Here is a 19,776-nt window from a genome sequence, read left to right as displayed (position 1 = left end):
GGGTCGCGGGCACCGAGGACGGAAGCCTGTGCGCCAGCAGCGGCGGCAGCGAGGGCAACGGCGAGGACGAGGCGTTGGGCGAGAGTCTTGGACATGATCGGTTTCCTTTTGGATAGCGGTTTGCGGTATGAGTCGGGGTTGTGCCGAAGCAGCGTTTTCGCCTTGTCGTTGTTGCGTTGCGCTGCCACGGAACGTATTTAAGGCGCCCGACGTATCGCGCCCGTAGCGACTTCACGGCCGTTCTGTCAGGGCACGTATCGTCGCGGCGCGTTGATACAGTCGCGTACAAAAAGGGGGGAAGGACGGCTGGAAGGCGGGTGGCCGGGCGTGGGCAGGCCAGGTGGGAGGTGCTGCTGGGAGGGGCTGTGAAGGGATAACGCAGCGAGCGCGGCGTCAGGAAGTGCAGTTTGCTCCGCGGCTGGGGGTTGCGCTGCTTGGCGGCCAACATCGCGATTTGAACCGCTGGCCCTCACCCCCAACCCCTCTCCCGCAGGCGGGAGAGGGGAGCAAGACATAGGGATGTCGAGCTCGCAGCCGAATTCCAGCGATGGTGGTCTCCCCTCTCCCGCAACGCGGGAGAGGGGCTGGGGGTGAGGGCGTTGAGGCTCTGCTTGCCGACCAACATCGCAATTTGAGCCGCCGGCCCTCTCCCCCGACCCCTTTCCCGCAGGCGGCAGAGGGGAGCAAGGCATCGGGACGTCAAGCTCGCAGCCGAATTCCAGCGATGGTGGTCTCCCCTCTCCCGCAGCGCGGGAGAGGGGCTGGGGGTGAGGGCGTTGAGGCTCTGCTTGCCGACCAACATCGCGATTTGAACCGCTGGCCCTCTCCCCCGACCCCTCTCCCGCAGGCGGGAGAGGGGAGCAAGACATAGGGGATGTCGAGCTCGCAGCCGAATTCCAGCGCAGGCGGGAGCGGAGAGCACCCCCCCCCCCGGAACTACGAAACAACGGCAGACGTCCTGCCGCCCAGCTAGGCCGCCAGCCGTATTTCCGCTGCCAGGCCGCCGCCATCGCGGTTGCGCAGGCTCAGGGAGCCGCCGGCGGCTGTCACGAGCTGGTGGGCGATGGCCAGGCCCAGCCCGGTGCCGCCGGTTTCGCGGTTACGCGAGCCTTCCAGCCGTACGAACGGCTGCAGCACGGCGTCGAGCTTGTCTTCGGGGATGCCGGGCCCGCGGTCCATGATGGCGATGACCACGGCGCCCGGTTCGCGGCGGACGCCGACTTCCGCCGCCCCGCCGCCGTATTTGATCGCGTTGTCGATCAGGTTGGTCAGCACGCGCCGCAGCGCGTTGGGCCGCGTCAGGATGGCGCCGCCCGCGTTCTGCACCACCGCCACGTCCTTGCCGGTGTCCTGGTAGTCGTAGACGAGGCTTTCGACGAACGATCCCAAATCCACGCGCGACGGCGGCTCGCCGTCGCCGCTGGCGCTGCGGGCGTAGGCCAGGCCCTCGCGCACCAGTGTCTGGATCTCGTTCAGATCATTGACCATCTTGCGCTTTTCCTCGGAATCCTCGGCCATCTCCGCGCGCAGCTTCATCCGCGTGATGGGCGTCTGCAGGTCATGCGAGATGGCGGCCAGGATCTGCACGCGCTCGGCCACGAAGTGCGCAATCCGGCCCCGCATCGCGTTGAACGCCCGGGCGGCGCGCGCCACCTCGGTCGGCCCGTCCTCGTCGAGCGGCGCCGACTTCACATTGGGATTCATCGCGTCGGCGGCCTCGGCCAGCGCGACCAGCGGGCGGATCGACAGCCGCACGGCGAACCAGCAGCACAGCACCAGCAACGCCAGTTGCAGCACCAGCACGTAGGGCAGCCATTCGGCTATGGGTGTCATGCGCGGATGCACGTCGATCGTCAGCGGGCTGCCGTCGGTCAGCGTCAGGTGCGCCTGCAACTGCTTGCCGTCGCCGGGAATCGATTCCACCGTGACCGGATACCGCGTGCCCGTGGCCTCCATGATCCGCTCGGCGATGTCCTTGCCGCGCTGGGTCATTTCCGGCACGCCCCGCGCCCCGGGGCCCAGGATGTACTGGTAGTTGCCCCGGTTCACGCGCGGCAGCCACTGCGGCCGTTCGGCGGCCGGAATCCGGTCGAGGATGGCGACGGACGTGGCCACGTCGGTTTCCAGCGTGCCCAGCATCACCTGCCGGGCCGACATGTAGCGCTCGGAGAACAGCACCGCGATCGACATCAGGTGCGCGACGATCAACCCCGTCAGCAGGATCAGGAACAGCCGGGACCCCAGCGTATGGGGCCAGTGCCAGCGGCGGCGAGTGCTCACTGACGTGCCTCCGTGATTTCAACGGGCATCGAGAACACATAGCCCTCGCTGCGCACGGTCTTGATATAGGCCGGCTCGCGGGCGTCGTCATTGAGCCGCTGCCGCAGCCGGCTGACCAGCAGGTCGACCGAGCGCTCGAACATGTCGGCCTCGCGGCCCTGCGTCAGGTTCAGCAGCTGGTCGCGGTTCAGCACGCGCTGCGGATGGTCGACGAACACGCGCAGCAGCCGGTACTCGGCGCCGCTCAGCGCGACGATGGTGCCTTCCTTGTCGATCAGGTGGCGCGCCGTGGTGTCCAGCTGCCAGTCGCCGAAGGCCAGCAACTGGCCGGCCTCGGTGATCTGCAGGTTCGGCGGCAGCATGCGCGTGCGGCGCAGCACGGCCTTGATGCGCGCCAGCAGCTCGCGGGCCGCGAACGGCTTGGTCAGGTAGTCGTCGGCGCCCATTTCCAGGCCGATGATGCGGTCGGTCTCGTCGTCGCGGGCGGTCAGCATCAGGATCGGCGTGGCCTTGTGCTTGCCGGCGCGCAGTTCACGGCAGAGCACCAGGCCGTCGTCGCCGGGCATCATCACGTCCAGCACGATCAGGTCCACCGTGTTGGCCTCCAGGAACTGGCGCATGTGCCGGCCGTCGGGCGCCATGGTCACGCGCAGGCCGTTCTTGGTCAGGTAAGTGGATACCAACTCCCGGATTTCCCGATCGTCGTCAACGATCAGGACGTGGTCTACGTGCGATTCCATCAGCGTCACCCCTGGTAATTTGTTCTTGGCGAAATGTGAACAATCCGTCTGTTGGCGTGATTGTATGGGCGGCCGCCGGTTTCCGTGTATCGCAATGTATCTGGGCGCGCGGGCCCCACAAAGCCATACAACTTTGCCGTTCGGCGACACATTTACGGTAGATCAGCGGCGTCTCATTGGGCCATGCCAGATTGCTGGCCCGACATCCTTGCCGAGAGGACCCGACCATGACCCTGCTGATCCTTGCCTACCTGGGCGGCGCGCTCACCATCCTGAGCCCGTGCATCCTGCCCGTCCTGCCGTTCGTGCTGAGCGGCAGCGGCCAGCCCTTCCTGCGCGGCCGCCTGCCGATGCTGGCCGGCATGGCGCTGACCTTTGCGGCCGTGGCCACGCTGGCGTCGGTGGGCGGGGCCTGGGCCGTGCGCGCCAACGAGTACGGCCGCTACGCCGCGCTGGCGCTGCTGGCCGTCTTTGGCGTGTCGCTGCTGGTGCCGCGGCTGGCCGATGCGCTGACGCGGCCGGTGGTGGCGCTGGGCAACCGGCTGGCCGGCAACGGCACGGGCACCGGTGCCTCGCCGTGGGCGTCGCTGCTGCTTGGCGTGGCCACGGGCATGCTCTGGGCGCCGTGCGCCGGCCCGATCCTCGGCATCGTGCTGACCACGGCGGCGCTGCAGGGCGCCAGCGTGCAGAGTTCGCTGCTGCTGGTGGCGTACGCGGCCGGCGCGGCGACGTCGCTGGCCGCCGCGCTGGGCGTGGGCGGACGGCTCTTCGCGGCCATGAAGCGGTCGATGGGCGCGGGCGAATGGCTGCGCCGCGGCCTGGGGGTGGGCGTGCTGGGCGGCGTGGCGGCCATCGCCATCGGCGCCGATACCGGCCTGCTGGCGCGGCTGTCGATTGGCGGCCCGGCCCGGCTGGAGCAGGCGCTGATCGAGCGGCTGCACAAGGACGCCGCGCCGGTGCGGCCGGCCGCCCCGGAAGTGGCCCAGGCCGGCCCCGGCATGCTGCTGGCGGCCAACGACATGAGCGCCGGCTTCGGCAGCCGCCTGCCCGTGGAAGGCCAGTTGCCGGCGCTGGACGGCGCGGTCCAGTGGTTCAACACGCCCAACGGCGCGCCCATCACGCGCCAGCAACTGCAGGGCAAGGTCACGCTGGTCTACTTCTGGACGTACTCGTGCATCAACTGCATCCGCACGCTGCCGTACCTGCGGGCGTGGGCCGACAAGTACCCCGGCCTGACCGTGATCGGCGTGCACACGCCCGAGTTTGCGTTCGAAAAGCGCCCGGAGAACGTCCGCCGCGCGATTGGCGATTTCAAGATCAACTTCCCGGTGGCGCTGGACAGCGACTTCCGCATCTGGCGCGCGTTCGACAACAACTACTGGCCGGCCGCCTACTTTGTCGATGCGCGCGGCAACATCCGCCATCACCAGTTCGGCGAGGGCGACTACGCCAACTCCGAGCGCGTGATCCAGACGCTGCTGGCCGAGGCCGGCCAGCCGCCCGCGTCGCGCGACGTGGTGGTGCCGGACGCCCAGGGCGCCCAGGCCGCGCCTGACCTGCGCAACGTCCGATCGGGCGAGACGTACGTCGGCTACAGCCAGGCGTCCAACTTCGCCTCGCCGGGCGGTATCCGGCCCGATGCATCGCAGCGCTACGACGTGGGCAACCGCCTGCCGCTGAACCAGTGGGGCCTGACCGGCCAGTGGACCGTGGGCCCCGAGCAGGCCATGCTGGACCGCGCCGACGGCAGCATCCGCTACCGCTTCCGGGCGCGCGACCTGCACCTGGTGCTGGGCCCCGGCGCCGACGGCCGCGCGGTGCGCTTCGTGGTGACGATCGACGGCAAGGCACCCGGCGCCAGCCACGGTGCCGACATCGACGCCAACGGCAACGGCGCGGTCACCGCCACGCGGCTCTACCAGCTCGTGCGCCAGGCTGGCGACGTGGGCGAGCACACGTTCGAGATCCGCTTCCTGGACGCCGGGGCGCAGGCGTACGCGTTCACGTTCGGCTGACGGGCGCCCGGCCCTGCCCGGCGGCTTTGACCGCGCGGCCCCGGGCATGGCAGCATCGCGGGGCGGACGCCTCCGCCCCCCCGATGCACGACAGGAGCCTCAATGACCCGAATCCGGCCACTCATGATCGCGGCCATCCTTGCCCCGCTGCTGGCGGCCTGCGCCAGCGGCACCAGCATGGAATACCTGGAATCGCAGGACGGCAGCACGCTGCACTCCGACGCCAGCGTCGGCGACCTGGTGCTGTGCCTGAAGCAGAAGCTCGGCGACGACGCCAGCGTGCAGGCGTACCCCGAGCCCGGCAAGGTCGACGTGCGCGTGGGCTACGGCCATCGCGCCGATGCCGGCACGTCGTACCTGATCAGCCTGCGCGCGGCCCGGCAGGGCACCGACGTGGAGATCCGCAGCGCCGGCGACTGGCGTCCGATGCTCAGCAAGAGCCGCGTCACCGGCTATGTGAAGAACTGCAAGCCCGGCACGGCGGTACGCTGACCGCGCAGGCTCGGATGCGTCCGATGCCGGCTGGGCCGCAGGCCAGGCGGCCGGCGGCGCCCGCCAATTAAAAGGTTTCGGCGCCCGATCTGAGTCCTTTCGCGCGCGATGCCGGGCACGGCCGCGCTGCCGCATACTTGCCCCGCAAGTGGCCTGGCGCCACGCTTTGTGGAAGGCAAACCAGTGAACAGAAAGCAGATCGTCAATACCTTCGCGGGCCTGGCCCTGGCCGGTTTCGGCATGGCCCACGCGCAGGACGCAACCGCTCCCGCGACCAATCCGGTACCGGTCACCGTCGACAACTTCGTCCGCGCGGAATCGGATACCTACATCGCCAGCCTGGCCAAGCAGGGCGGGCTCGGCAAGATCTACCACCGCCGCGAGCCGTCGTCGATCGACCGGCAGACCGTGATCCGGCTCAACCGCGACACGCTGTACTCGTCGGCCGTGTTCGACCTCGACGCGGGGCCGGTCAGGATCACGATGCCCGATCCGGGCAAGCGCTACATGTCGCTGCAGGTCATCAACGCGGACCACTACGTGCCGGCCGTCTACTACGGCGCCGGCAAGCGCGTGCTGACGCGCGACAGCGTGGGCACGCGCTACGCCGTGGTCGGCATCCGCACGCTGGTGGACCCGAACAGTCCGGACGACGTCCGGCAGGTGCACGCGCTGCAGGACGCCATCCAGGTCACCCAGAAGTCGCCCGGCCAACTGGAACTGCCGAACTGGGACGCGGCCAGCCAGAAGAAGGTGCGCGAGGCCATCCTGGTGCTGGCGTCGACGGTGCCCGACTTCAAGCGCGCCTTCGGCAAGCGCGGCGAGGTGGACCCGGTGCGCCACCTGATCGGCGCGGCCGCCGCGTGGGGCGGCAACCCGGACAAGGACGCCACCTACTTGAACATCACGCCGCCGAAGAACGACGGCAAGACCGTCTACCGGCTGCACGTCAAGGACGTGCCCGTCAACGGCTTCTGGTCGGTCAGCGTCTACAACGCCAAGGGCTACTTCGAAAAGAACGCCGCCAACGCCTACACGCTGAACAACCTCACGGCGAAGAAGGATGCCGACGGCGGCGTGACCATCCAGTTCGGCGGCTGCGACGCCAACGCCAGCAACTGCCTGCCGATCGTCGAAGGCTGGAACTACACGGTGCGGCTGTATCGCCCGCGCCAGGAAGTGCTGAGCGGCAAGTACCGCTTCCCCGAGCCGCAGCCGGTCAACTGACGGACGACCGGGGCCCACGGCGCCACGCGCCACGACGAAAAAAGGCGAGGCCGGGGCCTCGCCTTTCTCTTTGGCTGCCGGCCAGACTCCGGCGGCCGCTGGCTTCCGCTTACTTCTTCTGCCCGTCCTCGCGCGACGACAGCAGGTCCAGCATCTCGTCGGCGTGCTCTTCCTCGACGGCCAGGATGCTTTCCATCAGCCGGCGCGACGTCGGGTCCTTCTCGCCCAGGTACTGGATGATCTCGCGGTACGTGTCGATGGCGATCCGCTCGGCCACCAGGTTTTCCTTGATCATGTCCGACAGCGACGTGCCTTCCACGTACTCGGCGTGGCTGCGCGTGGTCAGCGTGTTGGGCGACAGGTCCGGCTCGCCGCCCAGTTGCACGATGCGCTCGGCAATCTGGTCGGCATGGCCCTGTTCCTCGTTCGAGTGGGCCAGGAATTCCTCGGCCACGCCCTTCGAGTTCGGCCCCTTGGCCATGAAATAGTGGCGGCGGTAGCGCAGCGTGCAGACGATCTCGGTGGCCAGCGCCTCGTTGAGCAACTTGATCACCGTGTCGCGCTCGGCGTTGTACCCGGCGGTCACGGCGCCGTCGTCGATGTGTTGCCGGGCACGCTCGCGAATCGTTTTGACGTCCGTCAGGAACGGTTGCTTCTCAGACATGGGGACTCCTTCATCATCGTTCGAATGGTCCCGCTTCACGCGCGGCGGCGGGAGCGGATTCAAACGCTGCAGGCAAGATCGATGCCACTGCGCCAGCCCCCGTGGCGCCGTCACGACACGCCGTGGCGTGTGTGGTTTTTACAAAGCCGGGCAGCGAACCCTGCCATGGCGGCCGTGCGGGGCATCAGCCAAAGGTATGGCCCTGTTGTGCGGAGTGCCAACTTGCCCGGCCGGGGCGATCCGCGTAATGTGCAGCGTCGTGCATCTCCGTTTCATCGCACTTTGACGAATCCGACCCCAGGGAGAACCCAGATGGAACTGCGCCTGCCCCGCGCCCCCCAAATCCGCCAGCCCCGCGCTCGGGCTGCCATGGCCGCCGCGCTGTTGGCCGCCGCCGCGGCACTGCCGCTGGCATCCGGCGTGGCCCATGCCGCCCCGCCCGCCCAGCAGAAGACGCAGGTGCCCGGCTATTACCGGATGATGGTCGGCCAGCTCGAAGTCACGGCCCTCTACGACGGCTACATCGACCTCGACCCCAAGGTGCTCAAGTACACGAGCGCGCGCGAGGTGCAGAGCCTGCTGGCGCGCATGTTCGTGGCCTCCACGCCCGGCATGCAGACCGCCGTCAACGCCTACCTGGTCCACACCGGCACGCAACTCGTGCTGGTGGATACCGGCGCGGCGGCCTGCTTCGGCCCCACGCTCGGCGGCATCGTGCCGAACCTGCGCGCGGCCGGCTACAGCCCCGAACAGGTGGATGCGGTGCTGCTGACCCACCTGCACGGCGACCACGCCTGCGGCCTCGTGGCCGACGGCAAGCCGGTGTTCCCGAACGCGACGGTCTACGCGGACCAGGCCGACGCCGACTACTGGCTCAGCGAATCGGTGGCCGCCGCCGCGCCCGAGGGCGCCCAGGCGTTCTTTGCGATGGCGCGCAATGCCGTGGCGCCGTACCAGGCCGCCAACCGCTTCCGCACGTTCCGCGGCGCGTCGGGCGAGTCGCCGGTGCCGGGCGTGCAGCCGGTGCCCACGCCGGGCCACACGCCGGGCCACACCGGCTACCTGTTCACGGCCGGCAAGGACAACCTGCTGCTCTGGGGCGACATCGTCCACAGCCACGCCACGCAGTTCCGCCGGCCCAACATCGCCATCGAGTTCGACGTGGACAGCCAGCAGGCCGTGCAGACGCGCAAGCGCGTGCTGGCCGATGCGGCGCGCAACAAGCTCTGGGTGGGCGGCGCGCACCTGCCGTTCCCGGGCCTGGGCCACGTGCGGCGCGACCAGGTGGGCTACACCTGGGTGCCCGTGGAATTCGGCCCGATCCGCAGCGACCGCTGACGCGCCGCGGGGCCGGGTCGGCTAGCGCGGCCGCCGCACCGCGCGCACCTTGCCGCTGTTGCCGCCGCCGCAGTAGAAGCGGTCGGCGCCATCCGATTCCAGCCCCGATACGCCCACGCCGGCCGGCATCTCCAGCGCCTCCAGCACCTTGCCGGTCTGCGGGTCGACGCGGCGCAACTCGCTCTGGTCGTTTTCCCAGGTGCCGTGCCAGAGCTGCCCGTCGACCCACGTCACCCCCGTGACGTAGCGGCTCGATTCGATGGTGCGGCGGATGGCGCCGGTCTCCGGGTCGATCTCGTGGATCTTGCGGTCGCGGTACTGGCCGACCCACAGCGACCCCTCGGCCCAAGTCAGGCCCGAATCGTTGCCATGGCCCGGCGCCGGGATCGTCGCCACCACCTTGCCGGTCTGCGGATCGATCTTCTGGATCTGGCGCTCGGCGATCTGGAACAGGTAGCGGCCATCGAACGCGGTGCCGGCATCGGCCTGCACGCCGATCTCGCGCGCGGTGGCGCCGCTGGACGGGTCCAGCGCCAGCAGCCTGTCGCCCGCCGCGAACCAGACCTGCCGGCCATCGAACGTCAGCCCGTGCACATGCTCGACCCCCGGGAACGGGCCGTATTCCTGAACGATTTCTGCGGCATTGCGTTTCATGACGGTTTCCTTTGACGTGGTGAACGTGAAACCCATGCTACGCGCCAGGCAGCGGCGCGGGGAGTAACAAGGCCGTCGCGAATCCGGTGGCCGGCGGCGTCATCCAGCGCCGCGTGCGGCCGCTGCCCACCGGCTGGACCTGCCCGGCGGCGGCCAGCGCGTCGAGCGCGCGCTGCACCGTGCGCTGGCTGGTGCCAAGCGCCAGCGCCAGTGCCGAACTGGACCACGACTGCCCGTCGGCCAGGCAAGCCAGCACCGGCGCGTAAAGCTGGTCGGCAGGCGGCACGATCAGCAGCACCTCGGCGTCATCCGCCGACCGCAGCGCAAAGCCGCGTGGCGTGGCGTCGATGCCGGCCAGCGGCGCCACCGCCTGCCGCAGCCGGCCCATCTCCACGCGCAGCCGCGCGCGGTGCGTGTCGTCGGCATGGCGCATGCGGAACGCCGTGGCGATCAGCGCATCGCGCGGCACGTCCTCCGGCCACGCTTGCGCCAGCGCGCGCGCCAGCCCGAACAGCACCGGCCGGCGCGCCAGCGCCACCACCGTGTCACGCCGGCGCACGGTCATGCGGCAGGCATCGACGATCAGCGCATCGGACGCCAGGCAGGCTTCCACTGCATCGAGCCGCAGCGGCAGCGCCTGACCGCGCGCCACGCGCTGCGCGACCGGGGCCTGCAGCACCTGCTCGGCCGCCGCCACCTCCGCGACCAGCGCCGGGATGCCGGCCCGCTGCGCGGCGTCCGCCGCCCGGGCCAGTGCCGCGTGCGCGTCGGCCGCCCGCACGCGGCGAATCGCGATGCCGGCCGCCACGAGTTCATGCACCGCGCGCAGCGCCGGCGGCAGCGGCGCGGCATCGAGCGTCGCCAGCGTGCGCTCGGCATCTTCCAGTTGTCCCGTGATGAGGTGATGCCGCGCGATCAGGTAGCCGGCATGCGCGGCGTTGACGTGGTCGCCATGGACGTCGAGCACGCGCCGCGCGGCATCCAGCGCCCGCGCGGGCCAGCCCAGGTCACGCGCGGCCAGCGCCACCTCGGCCTCGGCCACCGCGCAACGCGCCCGCGCCAGGCTCTCGCGCGGACCAAACGCCCGCGCCGCCCCGCGCAGCAGCGCCCGGGCGCGCGCAAAGTCGCCCAGTTGCGACATGGCGATGCCGCGCAAGGCCAGCGCCGGGGCATCGTCACGCAGCGCAACGCGATCCAGCGCACCCAGCGGATCGCCGTGGGCCAGCGCCCGCGCCGCGGCGGTAATCAATGAATCCATGGACATCCGGCTCCACGCGGTTGCGCCCCATGGCGGGGGCAGGTGGCCAATCTAGCACGCCCACGGTGGACCGTTCCTCGGCACACGCGTCCCGCCGACGAGGCACATCAGCGTGACAACACCGTGTCCCGGCGGGAACGAGCGAGCCCCATCCGATGAGACAAGCAAAGACATTTGCCTCACGACGGTGCGCGCGCCGTGCCGCTGCAAGCCGTCCTTGAAAAAGCTGGGGTTGCGCATAAAGTGAGAGCGCGCCCGACGCTGTTGCCCCTGCCCGGCACATGACATTGGTGCAATGTGGCCGGGCTCGTGGACGCGCTCCAGAACAAGGAGAACATATGGAAGACCCCACGAACGCGGCCACCGCCACGCTGACCGGCGAGGCGCAGGGCCATCCCGTCACGCTGAAGGTCAACGGCATCGCGCACCGGCTGACCGTGCCGGCCAATGCGATCCTGCTCGATACGCTGCGCGACCAGCTTCATCTCACGGGCACCAAGAAGGGCTGCGACCACGGCCAGTGCGGCGCGTGCACGCTGATCGTCAACGGCGTCACGGTCAATGCGTGCCTGTCGGTCACCGTCATGCACGACGGCGACGAGATCACGACCGTGGAGGGCCTGGCGCGCGACGGCCAGCTGCATCCCGTGCAGCAGGCGTTCTGGGACCACGATGCCTACCAGTGCGGCTACTGCACCGCCGGGCAGATGATGAGCGCCGTGGGCATCCTGCAGGACAAGCGCGTGCCCGCCGACGAGGCGGCCGTGCGCGAGGCGATGAGCGGCAACATCTGCCGCTGCGGCGCGTACAAGAACATCGTGGCGGCCATCCAGGACGCGCGCGGCAAGATGCAGGGGGCGTGATGCGCAACTTCGAATACGCCCGCGCGGCCGACGTGGAGCAGGCCATCGCGCTGCACGCGCGCAGCGCCGACACGGTCTTCCTGGCCGGCGGCACGACGCTGCTGGACCTGATGAAGCTCGACGTCATGCGCCCCGCGCACGTGGTGGACATCCACAAGCTCGGCCTGGACCAGATCGAACCGCTGCCCGACGGCCGCGTGCGCGTGGGCGCCATGGTCAGCAATACCGACCTGGCCCGGCACGCGCACGTCGCCCGGCACTACCCGGTGCTGTCCGAAGCGATCCTGTCCGGCGCCAGCACGCAGCTCCGCAACAAGGCCACCACGGCCGGCAACGTGATGCAGCGCGTGCGCTGCGGCTACTTTCGCGACGGGGTGTCGCCGTGCAACAAGCGCGCGCCGGGATCCGGCTGTGCCGCCATCGAGGGCCTGAACCGCAACGTCCACGCGGTGCTGGGCGGCAGCCCGCAGTGCATCGCCGCGCATCCGTCGGACATGTGCGTGGCGATGGTGGCCATCGGCGCCACCGTGCACGTGCAGGGCCCGCGCGGCAAGCGCGACATCGCGTTCGCGGACTTCCACCTGCTGCCCGGCGACACGCCCTGGAAGGAACACGCGCTGGAGCCCGACGAGCTGATCACCCACGTGACGCTGGACGCGCCGATGGCGGGCAGCCGGTCTGCCTACCTGAAGCTGCGCGACCGCACGTCGTACCAGTTCGCGCTGGCGTCGAGCGCGGTCATCGTGGCGATGGACGGCGGCAGCGTGCGCGACATCCGCATCGCGCTGGGCGGCGTCACCACCAAGCCGTGGCGCGCCGCCGATGCCGAGGCCGTGCTGCGCGGCAAGCCGCTGACCGAGGCGTCGATCCGCGACGCCGCGGCCGCGGCGCTGGCCGGCGCGCAGTCGTACGGCCAGAACGGCTTCAAGATCCCGCTCGGCCAGCAGGCCGTGATCCGGAACCTGTCGCGGCTGATGGCCTGACGCGCCCGACACCGCCCAAGGAGGTATCCGCGTGAACCGCACTGCTATCGGCGCCTCGCCGCGCCGCATCGATGGCCGGCTCAAGGTGACCGGCGCCGCCCTCTACACCGCCGACCGCTCGATGCCGGGCATGCTGCACGCCTACGGCGTCTACAGCACCGTGGCCAGCGGGCGCATCACCGGCATCGACGTGGCCGACGCGCGCCGCGTGCCGGGCGTGGTCGACATCCTGCACCACGGCAACTTTCCGCGCCTGTACAGGACGCCGAAGAGCCCGATCTCGGGCGCCACCATCCTGACCGCGTCGATCACCGACGAGCACCGGCTGCCGTTCGAGGACGAGACGATCCACTACGGCGGCCAGATGGTGGCGCTGGTGGTGGCGGACACGTTCGAGCACGCGCGCGACGCCGCGTACCGCGTGCGCGTGGCGTACGCGCCAGACAAGGCGGTGGCGGACCTGGAGCACGGCGTCAAGGCCAATGGCCTGAAGCCGACGCAAGCGGGCCATGCCCGCGGCACGCCGGCGCCGGCGTTCGACCAGGGCGCGGTCAAGGTCGACGCCATCTACCGCACGCCCGTGGAGACCCACAACCCGATGGAGATGCACGCCACCGTGGCGTGGTGGGAAGGCGGCGAGCTGCATCTCTACGAGGCCACGCAGGGCGCCACCGTGCACCGCAATACCATCGCGCAGGTATTCGGCCTGACGCCCGAGCGCGTGACCGTGGACTGCCCGTTCCTGGGGTCCGGCTTTGGCGCCAAGCTGTTCATGTGGCCGCATTCGGTGGCCACCAGCGCGGCGGCGCAGATGACGGGCCGGCCGGTCAAGTTCGTGGTGCCGCGCGCGGCCATGTTCACGACCACGGGCCAGCGGCCCGAGACGCGCCAGCACCTGCGGCTGTCGGCCAGTGCCGACGGGCGCATCACGTCGATCCGGCACGAATCGGTCAACACCACGTCGTTCATCGAGCAGTACGTGGAGAACTGCGGCGGCATGACGCAGAGCCTCTATTCGTGCCCGAACGTGCTGGTCACGCACCACACGACCAGCGTGCACCGGGGCGCGCCCACGTCGATGCGCGCGCCGGGCGCCGCGCCCGGGCTGTTCGCGCTGGAATCGGCCATCGACGAACTGGCGCTGGCCTGCGGGCAGGACCCGGTGCAGTTCCGCATGACCAACTTGTCCACGCGCGACGAAAGCATGAACCTGCCGTGGTCGAGCAACCACCTGCGCGAGGCCATCGAGCTGGGCAGCCGCAAGTTCGGCTGGGACAGGCGCGACCCGCGCCCGGGGTCGATGCGGGACGGCCACGAGGTCATCGGCTACGGCGTGGCCGTCTGCAACTGGGACGCGTGGCGCACCCCAGCCGAGGCCCGCGTGTTCCTGCGCGGCGACGGCACGGCGCAGGTGACCTGCGCGATCCAGGACATCGGCACCGGCATGTACACGATCGTCGCGCAGACCGTGAGCGAGCTGACCGGGCTGCCGTTCGAGAAGATCGACGTGCGGATCGGCGATTCGTCGTTCCCGGCCGCGCCCGTGGCGGGCGGGTCGTGGGCAACGGCCAGCGTGCTGCCCGCCGTGGCCGAGGCCACGCGCGAGGCCATCGGCCAGCTACGCGGCTTTGCCACCGGCGAGGGCGGCGCGTTTGCCGGCGCCAACCCCGAGACGCTGAAGCTCCAGGACGGCAAGCTGACCGACAGCAAGCGCAGCGTGGACTACGCGGACGTGCTGAACCAGCAGCGCTTTGCCGCGGCCGAGGGCTTCGGGCGCACGGGCGGCGCGCCGAACACCGACAAGATGTCGTTCATGTCGTTCGGCGCGCATTTCGTGGAGGTGCGCTGGGACCCCGGCATCTCGCGGCTGCGCGTGTCGCGAGTGGTCAGCGCCATCGACGTGGGCCGCGTGATCAACCCCGTGACCGCGCGCAACCAGGTGGAGGGCGCCATCGTGATGGGCATCGGCATGGCGCTGTTCGAGGCCACCGAGTACGACGAGCGCAACGGCATGCCGGGCAACAACAACTACGCCGAGTACGCGGTGCCGGTGCACGCCGACCAGCCGCAGATCGACGTGCTGCTGCTGGACCATCCGGACCTGGCGTTCAACGAGTTCGGCGCGCGCGGCATTGGCGAGATCGGCATCACCGGCTTTGCCGCCGCCGTGGCCAACGCGGTGTACCACGCCACGGGCAAGCGCGTGCGCGACCTGCCGATCGTCAAGGAAAAGCTGATGGCCTGATGCGATGCGGTGCTATCGTCTCGGCTTGCCCCCTTGACTCCGCCGTGGCCGGCCCGGCCCGGCTGGCCCATCCATGACCGACCGTACGTTGCAGGCGCCGGCCGCCCCGCTCTGGCTGCGCCTGGCTCCCGCGCTGTTCCTGCTGCTGTGGTCCTGCGGCTTCGTGTTCCTCAAGCTCGGCCTGCAATATGCCGATCCGCTGACGTTCCTGGCGCTGCGCTACGCCATCGTGGTCGGGCTGCTGATCGGCCCGTGCCTGTGGCTGCGGCCCGCCATGCCGCCGGGGCTGGCGCCGTGGCTGCACCTGGCGATGATCGGCCTGCTGATCCAGGCCGGCTATTTCGCGTTCACGTACCTGAGCCTGAAGCTGGGGATGTCGGCCGGCGCGGTGGCGCTGGTCACGTCGCAGCAGCCGATCCTGATCGGCCTGCTGGCGCCGCTGATTGCCGGCGAGCGCGTGGACCGCGTGCGCTGGGCCGGGCTGGCGCTGGGCGTGACGGGCGCGACACTGGTCATCACGGCCCGGTCGTCGGTGCAGGTGAGTTCCGCGCTGGGCCTGCTGTTCGCGGTGCTGGCGCTGCTGGCCATCACGGCCGGCACGCTCTGGGAAAAGCGCTTCGGCTCGCCCGTGCATCCGGTGCTGGCCAACACGGTGCAGTACGGGGTGGCGCTGGCGGTAACCGCGCCGCTGGCGTGGCTGACCGAGCCGATGCACGTGGCGTGGACGCCGGGGCTGTTCGGCTCGCTGGCGTATCTGGTGCTGTGCAATTCGCTGGTGGCGATATCGCTGCTGCTGGCGATGATCCGCCATGGCGAGGCGTCGCGCGTGTCGGCGCTGTTCTTCCTGGTGCCGCCCATGACGGCCGTCATCGCGTTCGTGCTGCTGGGCGAGTCGCTGCCGCCGATGGCGTGGCCGGGGATGGCCATCGCGGCGGCCGGGCTGTATCTGGTGATGCGCCGGCGCTAGCGGGAAGGACTGTGATTCCACAACGTGGCATCGCAATTGATCCTGCACAAACCGACTAGCAAAATCGCCAAAACCTGCCGGCGGACGCACTACCATCGAATGCGTCGGCGCCCCATCCGCACGCCGGCACATCCACATGGCCAAGAAATTTCCGCTTCATCCCAGGCATCCCGAGCGCATCTGCTGGGGCTGCGACAAATATTGCGCCGTCGACGCCATGGGCTGCGGCAACGGCTCCAGCCGCACGCAGCATCCGGCCGAACTGCTGGGCGACGACTGGTACATGCATGGCGACTGGGGCATCGACGTGGAAGATGCCGGCGCGTCCACCATCACGCTGGGCGCCGCGACCTGACCCCCAGATGACGAAAGGCAGCCACGCAGGCTGCCTTCCCGTCCACCCCCCGATGGGCCCGGCCGGGCCCGGATCTCAATACCCGTAGTACGACGAACCGTAGTACGACGACGGCGGCGCATATTGCACCGGCGCCGGGCGCCCGCACGGCACGTAGCCGCCGCGGTAGTTGTCGTAGCAGTAGCCCGGCGGCACGGCCGGCGCGGCGTAGGCCACCGGCTGCGGCGGCGGGGCATAGTACGGCGCCGGCGCGGCCACCACCGGCTGGCTGCTGGCCACCAGCGCGCCGAGCGCCAGCCCGGCCACGGCCGCCACGGCAATCGCGGCCCCCGCGGACGATCCGCCGCCACCATGGTGGTAACGGTCACGGGCCGAGGCCGTCCCCGCGACCAGCATGGCGGCACTCAGGACGGCGATACCGGTGTAACGAATCGACTTGCGCATCTCTCACTCCTTGGCGGGCCGCCAATGGCCCGCACTACGGAATGCATGATGGACGCCCGCTGATTACGATGGGTTACACGGTGGTGAGCAGATGTAAATGCCAGGCCACCCCGGCGCCCCGCCAGCCGGGCCGCACCGGCCCGCAAATAGCCGTTTCTTGAATCTGACGTTACAACTTCTGTCCGGTCATGGCGCGGGAAATGCCAGTTGACAGCGTTTCGGGCGATGCAAATACTCCACATCGCAACGCCTCGGTGCCTGCGCGGCAGCCTGCTGAAGCGGTGCGGTTCCGGCAAATGTCTAGACAATTCCAAAAGGGACGACCATGATCACACGCCGCTTTGCGCTGCGCCCCCGCCATCTGCTGATCGCCGGCGCGGTGGCCCTGCTCACCGCCTGCGCCAGCAATGTTTCGAATCCGCCCGCCCCGGCCCAGCCCGGCGCCACCGGCGCGCCGGTGGCCGCCGGCAAGACCGAGGTGCTCTGGCTGGGGCAGGCCGCGATGCGCATCACCACGCCGGGCGGCAAGGTCATCGTGGTCGACCCGTGGCTGACCGGCAATCCCAAGACCCCGGCCGCGTTCAAGCAGCTTTCCGCGCTGGGCAAGGTCGACCTGATCCTGGTCACCCACGCCCACGGCGACCACCTGGGCGACGCGGCCGAACTGGCCAAGCTCAACAACGCGCCCATCTGGAACGGCGGCGGCATGGGCCAGCAGCTCGTGAGCCTGGGCATGGTGCCGGCCAACCTGTCGCAACGCTTCAACAAGAGTGGCACGGTCCAGCCGCTGGGCCCGAACGGCCCCAAGGTGACGGCCGTGCATGCCGAGCATTCGTCGGAACTGGTCTGGAAGAATCCCGCCACCGGCAAGGACGAAACGCACTACGGCGGCGAACCGGTGGGCTACATCATCGAGATGGAAAACGGCTTCAAGATCTGGCACATGGGCGACACCGGCCTGTACGGCGACATGATGATGGTGGCCGACCGCTACAAGCCCGACCTGGTGCTGATCCCGATCGGCGGCCATTTCACGATGGGCCCGCAAGACGCCGCCATCGCGCTGCGCGACTTCATCAAGCCGAAATACGCGATCCCGATGCACTACGGCACCAGCCCGATGCTGCGCGGCACGCCGGCAGAGCTGAAGACGGCGCTGGGCAACAACCCGGCCACGGCCGTGATCGTGCCGGAGCCGGGGCAGAAGGTGGATTTTTGAGTCGCAAGCTGGAAACAAAAAAACCCGCTGGTTGCGCCAGCGGGTTTTTTGTTGGCTGAGCGGACCGGCGGCGAGCCGTCGCCGGTGCAGTCGGCTTATTGCGGGCGGTTCACCGAGATGTCGTAGAACTGCGACGCCAGTTCGAGGCCGATCAACACGCCAACACCGGTGTTGCCCAGCGTCAGCGAGAGTGCCTCGCGTGCCGTGGCATCGCCCGACGGCGCCCGGTAGCGCAAGCCGTTCACCGGCTTGTTCTGGGTCCACGTATCGACGCGGCCGTCGTTGCGGGTGCGGGTGTAGGCATTGGTTGCCGGATTGACGGCCGTGATCGTCGTCGATGCCGAAGCGGTCTGGACGCTCAGGTCGCCAAAGACGGTCAGATCCCAATAGGCATTGGTGGTACCGACAACCGGAAGCGGACGCACCACCTGCTTCGACGCGATGATGATGCCGTTCGGGCTCGAAACGACCGCGGTAGCCAGCCCGTCCGTACCCCGGAAGGCCGCGACGTAGGCCGTGCCCTGGGAGTCCTCCAGCGCAAAGCCGCTGCCGCCCGCCGCGCTCAGCGTGGGCAGTTCTTCCCAGGCCGAGCAGCTCGACAGGCCAGTGCAGTCGGCCCCGGCCGTGAACTTGCCGGCAGCGTCCACCGTGAACGTCACGCGGCTGGGCTTGAATGCCTGACCGTCATATTCGAAGCCGAGGCCATTCCAGGCGCCGGCCAGGTCGGCCAGCGTCAGCGCCTGTGCGGGCACCAGCAGGTTGGGCAGCACACGAACGTTGTTGGCGTTCGCGACATTGCGCACCAGCATGACGCCCGACGGCGACATCTGCACGTCCGACACCAAGCCCTGGGCCGACAGCGAGTAGCGGCAGGCTTCGTTGGCGATCGGCACCAGTTGCGACTGGGCAACCACCAGACCAGCGGAATCGAGCTGGGTCACGGCCAGCGTGGCGGCATCGATACGTACCGTCGCCACGCCGACCGGCGTGGCGCCCAGGTAGTCGCCCGTCCGCAGACCGGCGCACGCTGCCGACGCCGGCTTGAGGATGGTCTGGATTGCCGGCGCGCCGGCGTTGCTGCTGACCGCCGCGATGAGTTCCGGCAGCGTGGTCTTGGCCTTTGCCAGCTGGGCGGCCAGCCGATCCAGGAGCTGGTCGAGGACATTGCCGGCGTTGGCGCCGTTGGCGGCCACCAGTTGTCCCTTGATCGGGTCCGTGTTGGACAGGTTGACCACGGTGCTCAGGATGGTCGAGATCTGGGCCAGGGCAGTCGCCACGTTGGCCGGGGTGAGCTGGCTCTGGGCGCTGGCGTCGAAACCGGCGAAAAATGCGTTGGTATCGCCTTTCACCAGCGCGGCCAGGACCAGTTCGGTCAGCGGCGTGATGTTGGCCACCGGCGTCGTGCCCGCGCCGGCTTCGACGATCGAGTGCAGCGTCGTGCCATCGGGGGCCGGCGCGCTCAGCACGCAGGGGCGCACCGCATTGTCGATGCTGACCGTGAACGTGCCGTTGTCGGCCGTCGTGGCCGTACCCGAGCCGGAGGCACACTTGGCCTGTACGGTTACCTTCGGCAGCGCGGCGCCTACCGCGGCCGTGCCGGTGATCTTGGTGGTCACTGCCGGCGTGGCCGTGGGCGGCGCACTGGAAGATCCGCTATCCCCGCCGCCACCACAAGCCGTCAGCGCAACGGCAGCCAGCCCCGTCAAAAGAAGTTTCGATTTCATCCCAGTTGCCTCTTCTATGGTTGGTTTGCTTCGCGCGCGGCGGGGACCGACCCCTGGCCCCCTGGCGCCGCGCACGCACCGGCACGGCTTCTGACCCTATGCCAGGCGGCGTGGAGTGTGCAGCTCCCGCACAAAAGCCGGTAACCCCCCGCAGGGGCATTGACACATGACAAAAATGTAACTTTTGGCTTACAAAGCCGATGCCGGGCGATTGTGCACTGCATCAAACCTCCCAATATCGCCGTTTGAGCCACCCGTTCGGTCTGCATACATAGCGAAAACGCCACTAATGCCTATACTGGTCCTTG

At 69.4% G+C, this 19,776-nt stretch carries 17 protein-coding genes; 10 read left to right on the top strand and 7 right to left on the bottom strand.

The features are described 5' to 3' along the window. Positions 1–969: 969 nt before the first annotated feature. Together QTN24_RS21620 and QTN24_RS21615 are read right to left on the bottom strand one after the other, a co-directional pair. On the bottom strand, positions 970–2,280 hold the full coding sequence (locus QTN24_RS21620; protein ID WP_313839719.1) for an ATP-binding protein: 1,311 nt from the start codon (positions 2,278–2,280) through the stop codon (positions 970–972). Continuing rightward, complete coding sequence (locus QTN24_RS21615) at positions 2,277–3,020, bottom strand: response regulator (RefSeq protein WP_124685715.1); 744 nt, start codon at positions 3,018–3,020, stop codon at positions 2,277–2,279. The genes QTN24_RS21620 and QTN24_RS21615 overlap by 4 nt, the downstream gene beginning before the upstream one ends. A 227-nt stretch (positions 3,021–3,247) precedes the next feature. Here QTN24_RS21615 and QTN24_RS21610 point away from each other — a divergent pair, with 227 nt between their 5' ends. The 3 genes from QTN24_RS21610 to QTN24_RS21600 all read left to right on the top strand — a co-directional run bounded on the left by QTN24_RS21610 (position 3,248) and on the right by QTN24_RS21600 (position 6,754). Then, entirely contained in the window at positions 3,248–5,035 is a 1,788-nt protein-coding gene (locus QTN24_RS21610; RefSeq protein ID WP_313839717.1) for a cytochrome c biogenesis protein DipZ, read from the top strand. Positions 5,036–5,137: 102 nt separating this feature from the next. Next, on the top strand, positions 5,138–5,527 hold the full coding sequence (locus tag QTN24_RS21605; RefSeq protein ID WP_313839716.1) for a hypothetical protein: 390 nt from the start codon (positions 5,138–5,140) through the stop codon (positions 5,525–5,527). A gap of 183 nt (positions 5,528–5,710) precedes the next feature. Next, positions 5,711–6,754: a DUF1254 domain-containing protein gene (locus QTN24_RS21600; protein WP_409559068.1), complete on the top strand. Its 1,044-nt coding sequence runs from the start codon at positions 5,711–5,713 to the stop codon at positions 6,752–6,754. A 109-nt stretch (positions 6,755–6,863) separates the two neighbouring features. On the opposite strand, the gene QTN24_RS21595 is transcribed toward QTN24_RS21600, so the two are convergent. After that, a complete protein-coding gene (locus tag QTN24_RS21595) occupies positions 6,864–7,418 on the bottom strand; it encodes a bacterioferritin (RefSeq protein ID WP_124685718.1) in 555 nt (184 codons plus the stop codon). Between the two features lie 369 nt (positions 7,419–7,787). Here QTN24_RS21595 and QTN24_RS21590 point away from each other — a divergent pair, with 369 nt between their 5' ends. After that, on the top strand, positions 7,788–8,756 hold the full coding sequence (locus QTN24_RS21590; protein ID WP_409559070.1) for an MBL fold metallo-hydrolase: 969 nt from the start codon (positions 7,788–7,790) through the stop codon (positions 8,754–8,756). A 21-nt stretch (positions 8,757–8,777) separates the two neighbouring features. On the opposite strand, the gene QTN24_RS21585 is transcribed toward QTN24_RS21590, so the two are convergent. Then, positions 8,778–9,410, bottom strand: coding sequence for a glutaminyl-peptide cyclotransferase (locus tag QTN24_RS21585; protein ID WP_313839713.1), 633 nt, complete (start codon positions 9,408–9,410; stop codon positions 8,778–8,780). A 37-nt stretch (positions 9,411–9,447) separates the two neighbouring features. Further along, positions 9,448–10,668 (bottom strand): helix-turn-helix domain-containing protein, encoded by a 1,221-nt coding sequence (locus tag QTN24_RS21580; RefSeq protein WP_313839712.1) that lies wholly within the window; start codon positions 10,666–10,668, stop codon positions 9,448–9,450. Positions 10,669–11,006: 338 nt separating this feature from the next. On the opposite strand from QTN24_RS21580, the gene QTN24_RS21575 reads away from it, so the two are divergent. The 5 genes from QTN24_RS21575 (at position 11,007) to QTN24_RS21555 (ending at position 16,081) form a co-directional block, all read left to right on the top strand. Continuing rightward, entirely contained in the window at positions 11,007–11,531 is a 525-nt protein-coding gene (locus QTN24_RS21575) for a 2Fe-2S iron-sulfur cluster-binding protein (protein ID WP_313839710.1), read from the top strand. Beyond that, complete coding sequence (locus QTN24_RS21570; protein ID WP_313839708.1) at positions 11,531–12,514, top strand: xanthine dehydrogenase family protein subunit M; 984 nt, start codon at positions 11,531–11,533, stop codon at positions 12,512–12,514. Before QTN24_RS21575 ends, QTN24_RS21570 begins: the two co-directional genes overlap by 1 nt. A gap of 31 nt (positions 12,515–12,545) precedes the next feature. Further along, positions 12,546–14,759: a xanthine dehydrogenase family protein molybdopterin-binding subunit gene (locus tag QTN24_RS21565; protein WP_313839706.1), complete on the top strand. Its 2,214-nt coding sequence runs from the start codon at positions 12,546–12,548 to the stop codon at positions 14,757–14,759. 73 nt (positions 14,760–14,832) lie between these two features. Then, positions 14,833–15,726, top strand: coding sequence for a DMT family transporter (locus tag QTN24_RS21560; protein WP_313839704.1), 894 nt, complete (start codon positions 14,833–14,835; stop codon positions 15,724–15,726). 136 nt (positions 15,727–15,862) lie between these two features. Continuing rightward, positions 15,863–16,081 carry a DUF3079 domain-containing protein gene (locus QTN24_RS21555; RefSeq protein WP_124685726.1) on the top strand — a complete coding sequence of 73 codons (219 nt, stop codon included), beginning with the start codon at positions 15,863–15,865 and terminating at the stop codon, positions 16,079–16,081. A gap of 75 nt (positions 16,082–16,156) precedes the next feature. Here the strand turns inward: QTN24_RS21555 and QTN24_RS21550 are convergent, their stop codons facing one another. Next, the gene (locus tag QTN24_RS21550) at positions 16,157–16,525 is read right to left on the bottom strand and encodes a mechanosensitive ion channel protein MscS (protein WP_124685727.1); all 369 of its coding nucleotides are present in this window, start codon (positions 16,523–16,525) and stop codon (positions 16,157–16,159) included. Positions 16,526–16,850: 325 nt separating this feature from the next. On the opposite strand from QTN24_RS21550, the gene QTN24_RS21545 reads away from it, so the two are divergent. Continuing rightward, positions 16,851–17,744 (top strand): metal-dependent hydrolase, encoded by an 894-nt coding sequence (locus QTN24_RS21545; RefSeq protein WP_313839701.1) that lies wholly within the window; start codon positions 16,851–16,853, stop codon positions 17,742–17,744. 95 nt (positions 17,745–17,839) lie between these two features. Here QTN24_RS21545 and QTN24_RS21540 read toward each other — a convergent pair whose 3' ends face one another. Then, the gene (locus QTN24_RS21540; protein WP_313839700.1) at positions 17,840–19,360 is read right to left on the bottom strand and encodes a hypothetical protein; all 1,521 of its coding nucleotides are present in this window, start codon (positions 19,358–19,360) and stop codon (positions 17,840–17,842) included. Positions 19,361–19,776: the final 416 nt, after the last annotated feature.

Source organism: Cupriavidus sp. SZY C1 (assembly GCF_032190535.1).
Lineage (GTDB): Bacteria > Pseudomonadota > Gammaproteobacteria > Burkholderiales > Burkholderiaceae > Cupriavidus > Cupriavidus pauculus_C.
Note: the sequence above shows the minus strand (reverse complement) of the source record. Positions and strands in the feature narration are given on the sequence as shown.

Excerpts from the sequence above, each read along its gene's own strand:
- QTN24_RS21595 (WP_124685718.1), bottom strand. The coding sequence starts at position 7,418 with ATGTCTGAGAAGCAACCGTTCCTGACGGACGTCAAAACGATTCGCGAG.
- QTN24_RS21560 (WP_313839704.1), top strand. The coding sequence starts at position 14,833 with ATGACCGACCGTACGTTGCAGGCGCCGGCCGCCCCGCTCTGGCTGCGC.
- QTN24_RS21575 (WP_313839710.1), top strand. The coding sequence starts at position 11,007 with ATGGAAGACCCCACGAACGCGGCCACCGCCACGCTGACCGGCGAGGCG.
- QTN24_RS21590 (WP_409559070.1), top strand. The coding sequence starts at position 7,788 with ATGGCCGCCGCGCTGTTGGCCGCCGCCGCGGCACTGCCGCTGGCATCC.
- QTN24_RS21605 (WP_313839716.1), top strand. The coding sequence starts at position 5,138 with ATGACCCGAATCCGGCCACTCATGATCGCGGCCATCCTTGCCCCGCTG.
- QTN24_RS21545 (WP_313839701.1), top strand. The coding sequence starts at position 16,851 with ATGATCACACGCCGCTTTGCGCTGCGCCCCCGCCATCTGCTGATCGCC.
- QTN24_RS21570 (WP_313839708.1), top strand. The coding sequence starts at position 11,531 with ATGCGCAACTTCGAATACGCCCGCGCGGCCGACGTGGAGCAGGCCATC.
- QTN24_RS21585 (WP_313839713.1), bottom strand. The coding sequence starts at position 9,410 with ATGAAACGCAATGCCGCAGAAATCGTTCAGGAATACGGCCCGTTCCCG.
- QTN24_RS21610 (WP_313839717.1), top strand. The coding sequence starts at position 3,248 with ATGACCCTGCTGATCCTTGCCTACCTGGGCGGCGCGCTCACCATCCTG.
- QTN24_RS21580 (WP_313839712.1), bottom strand. The coding sequence starts at position 10,668 with ATGGATTCATTGATTACCGCCGCGGCGCGGGCGCTGGCCCACGGCGAT.
- QTN24_RS21550 (WP_124685727.1), bottom strand. The coding sequence starts at position 16,525 with ATGCGCAAGTCGATTCGTTACACCGGTATCGCCGTCCTGAGTGCCGCC.
- QTN24_RS21615 (WP_124685715.1), bottom strand. The coding sequence starts at position 3,020 with ATGGAATCGCACGTAGACCACGTCCTGATCGTTGACGACGATCGGGAA.
- QTN24_RS21555 (WP_124685726.1), top strand. The coding sequence starts at position 15,863 with ATGGCCAAGAAATTTCCGCTTCATCCCAGGCATCCCGAGCGCATCTGC.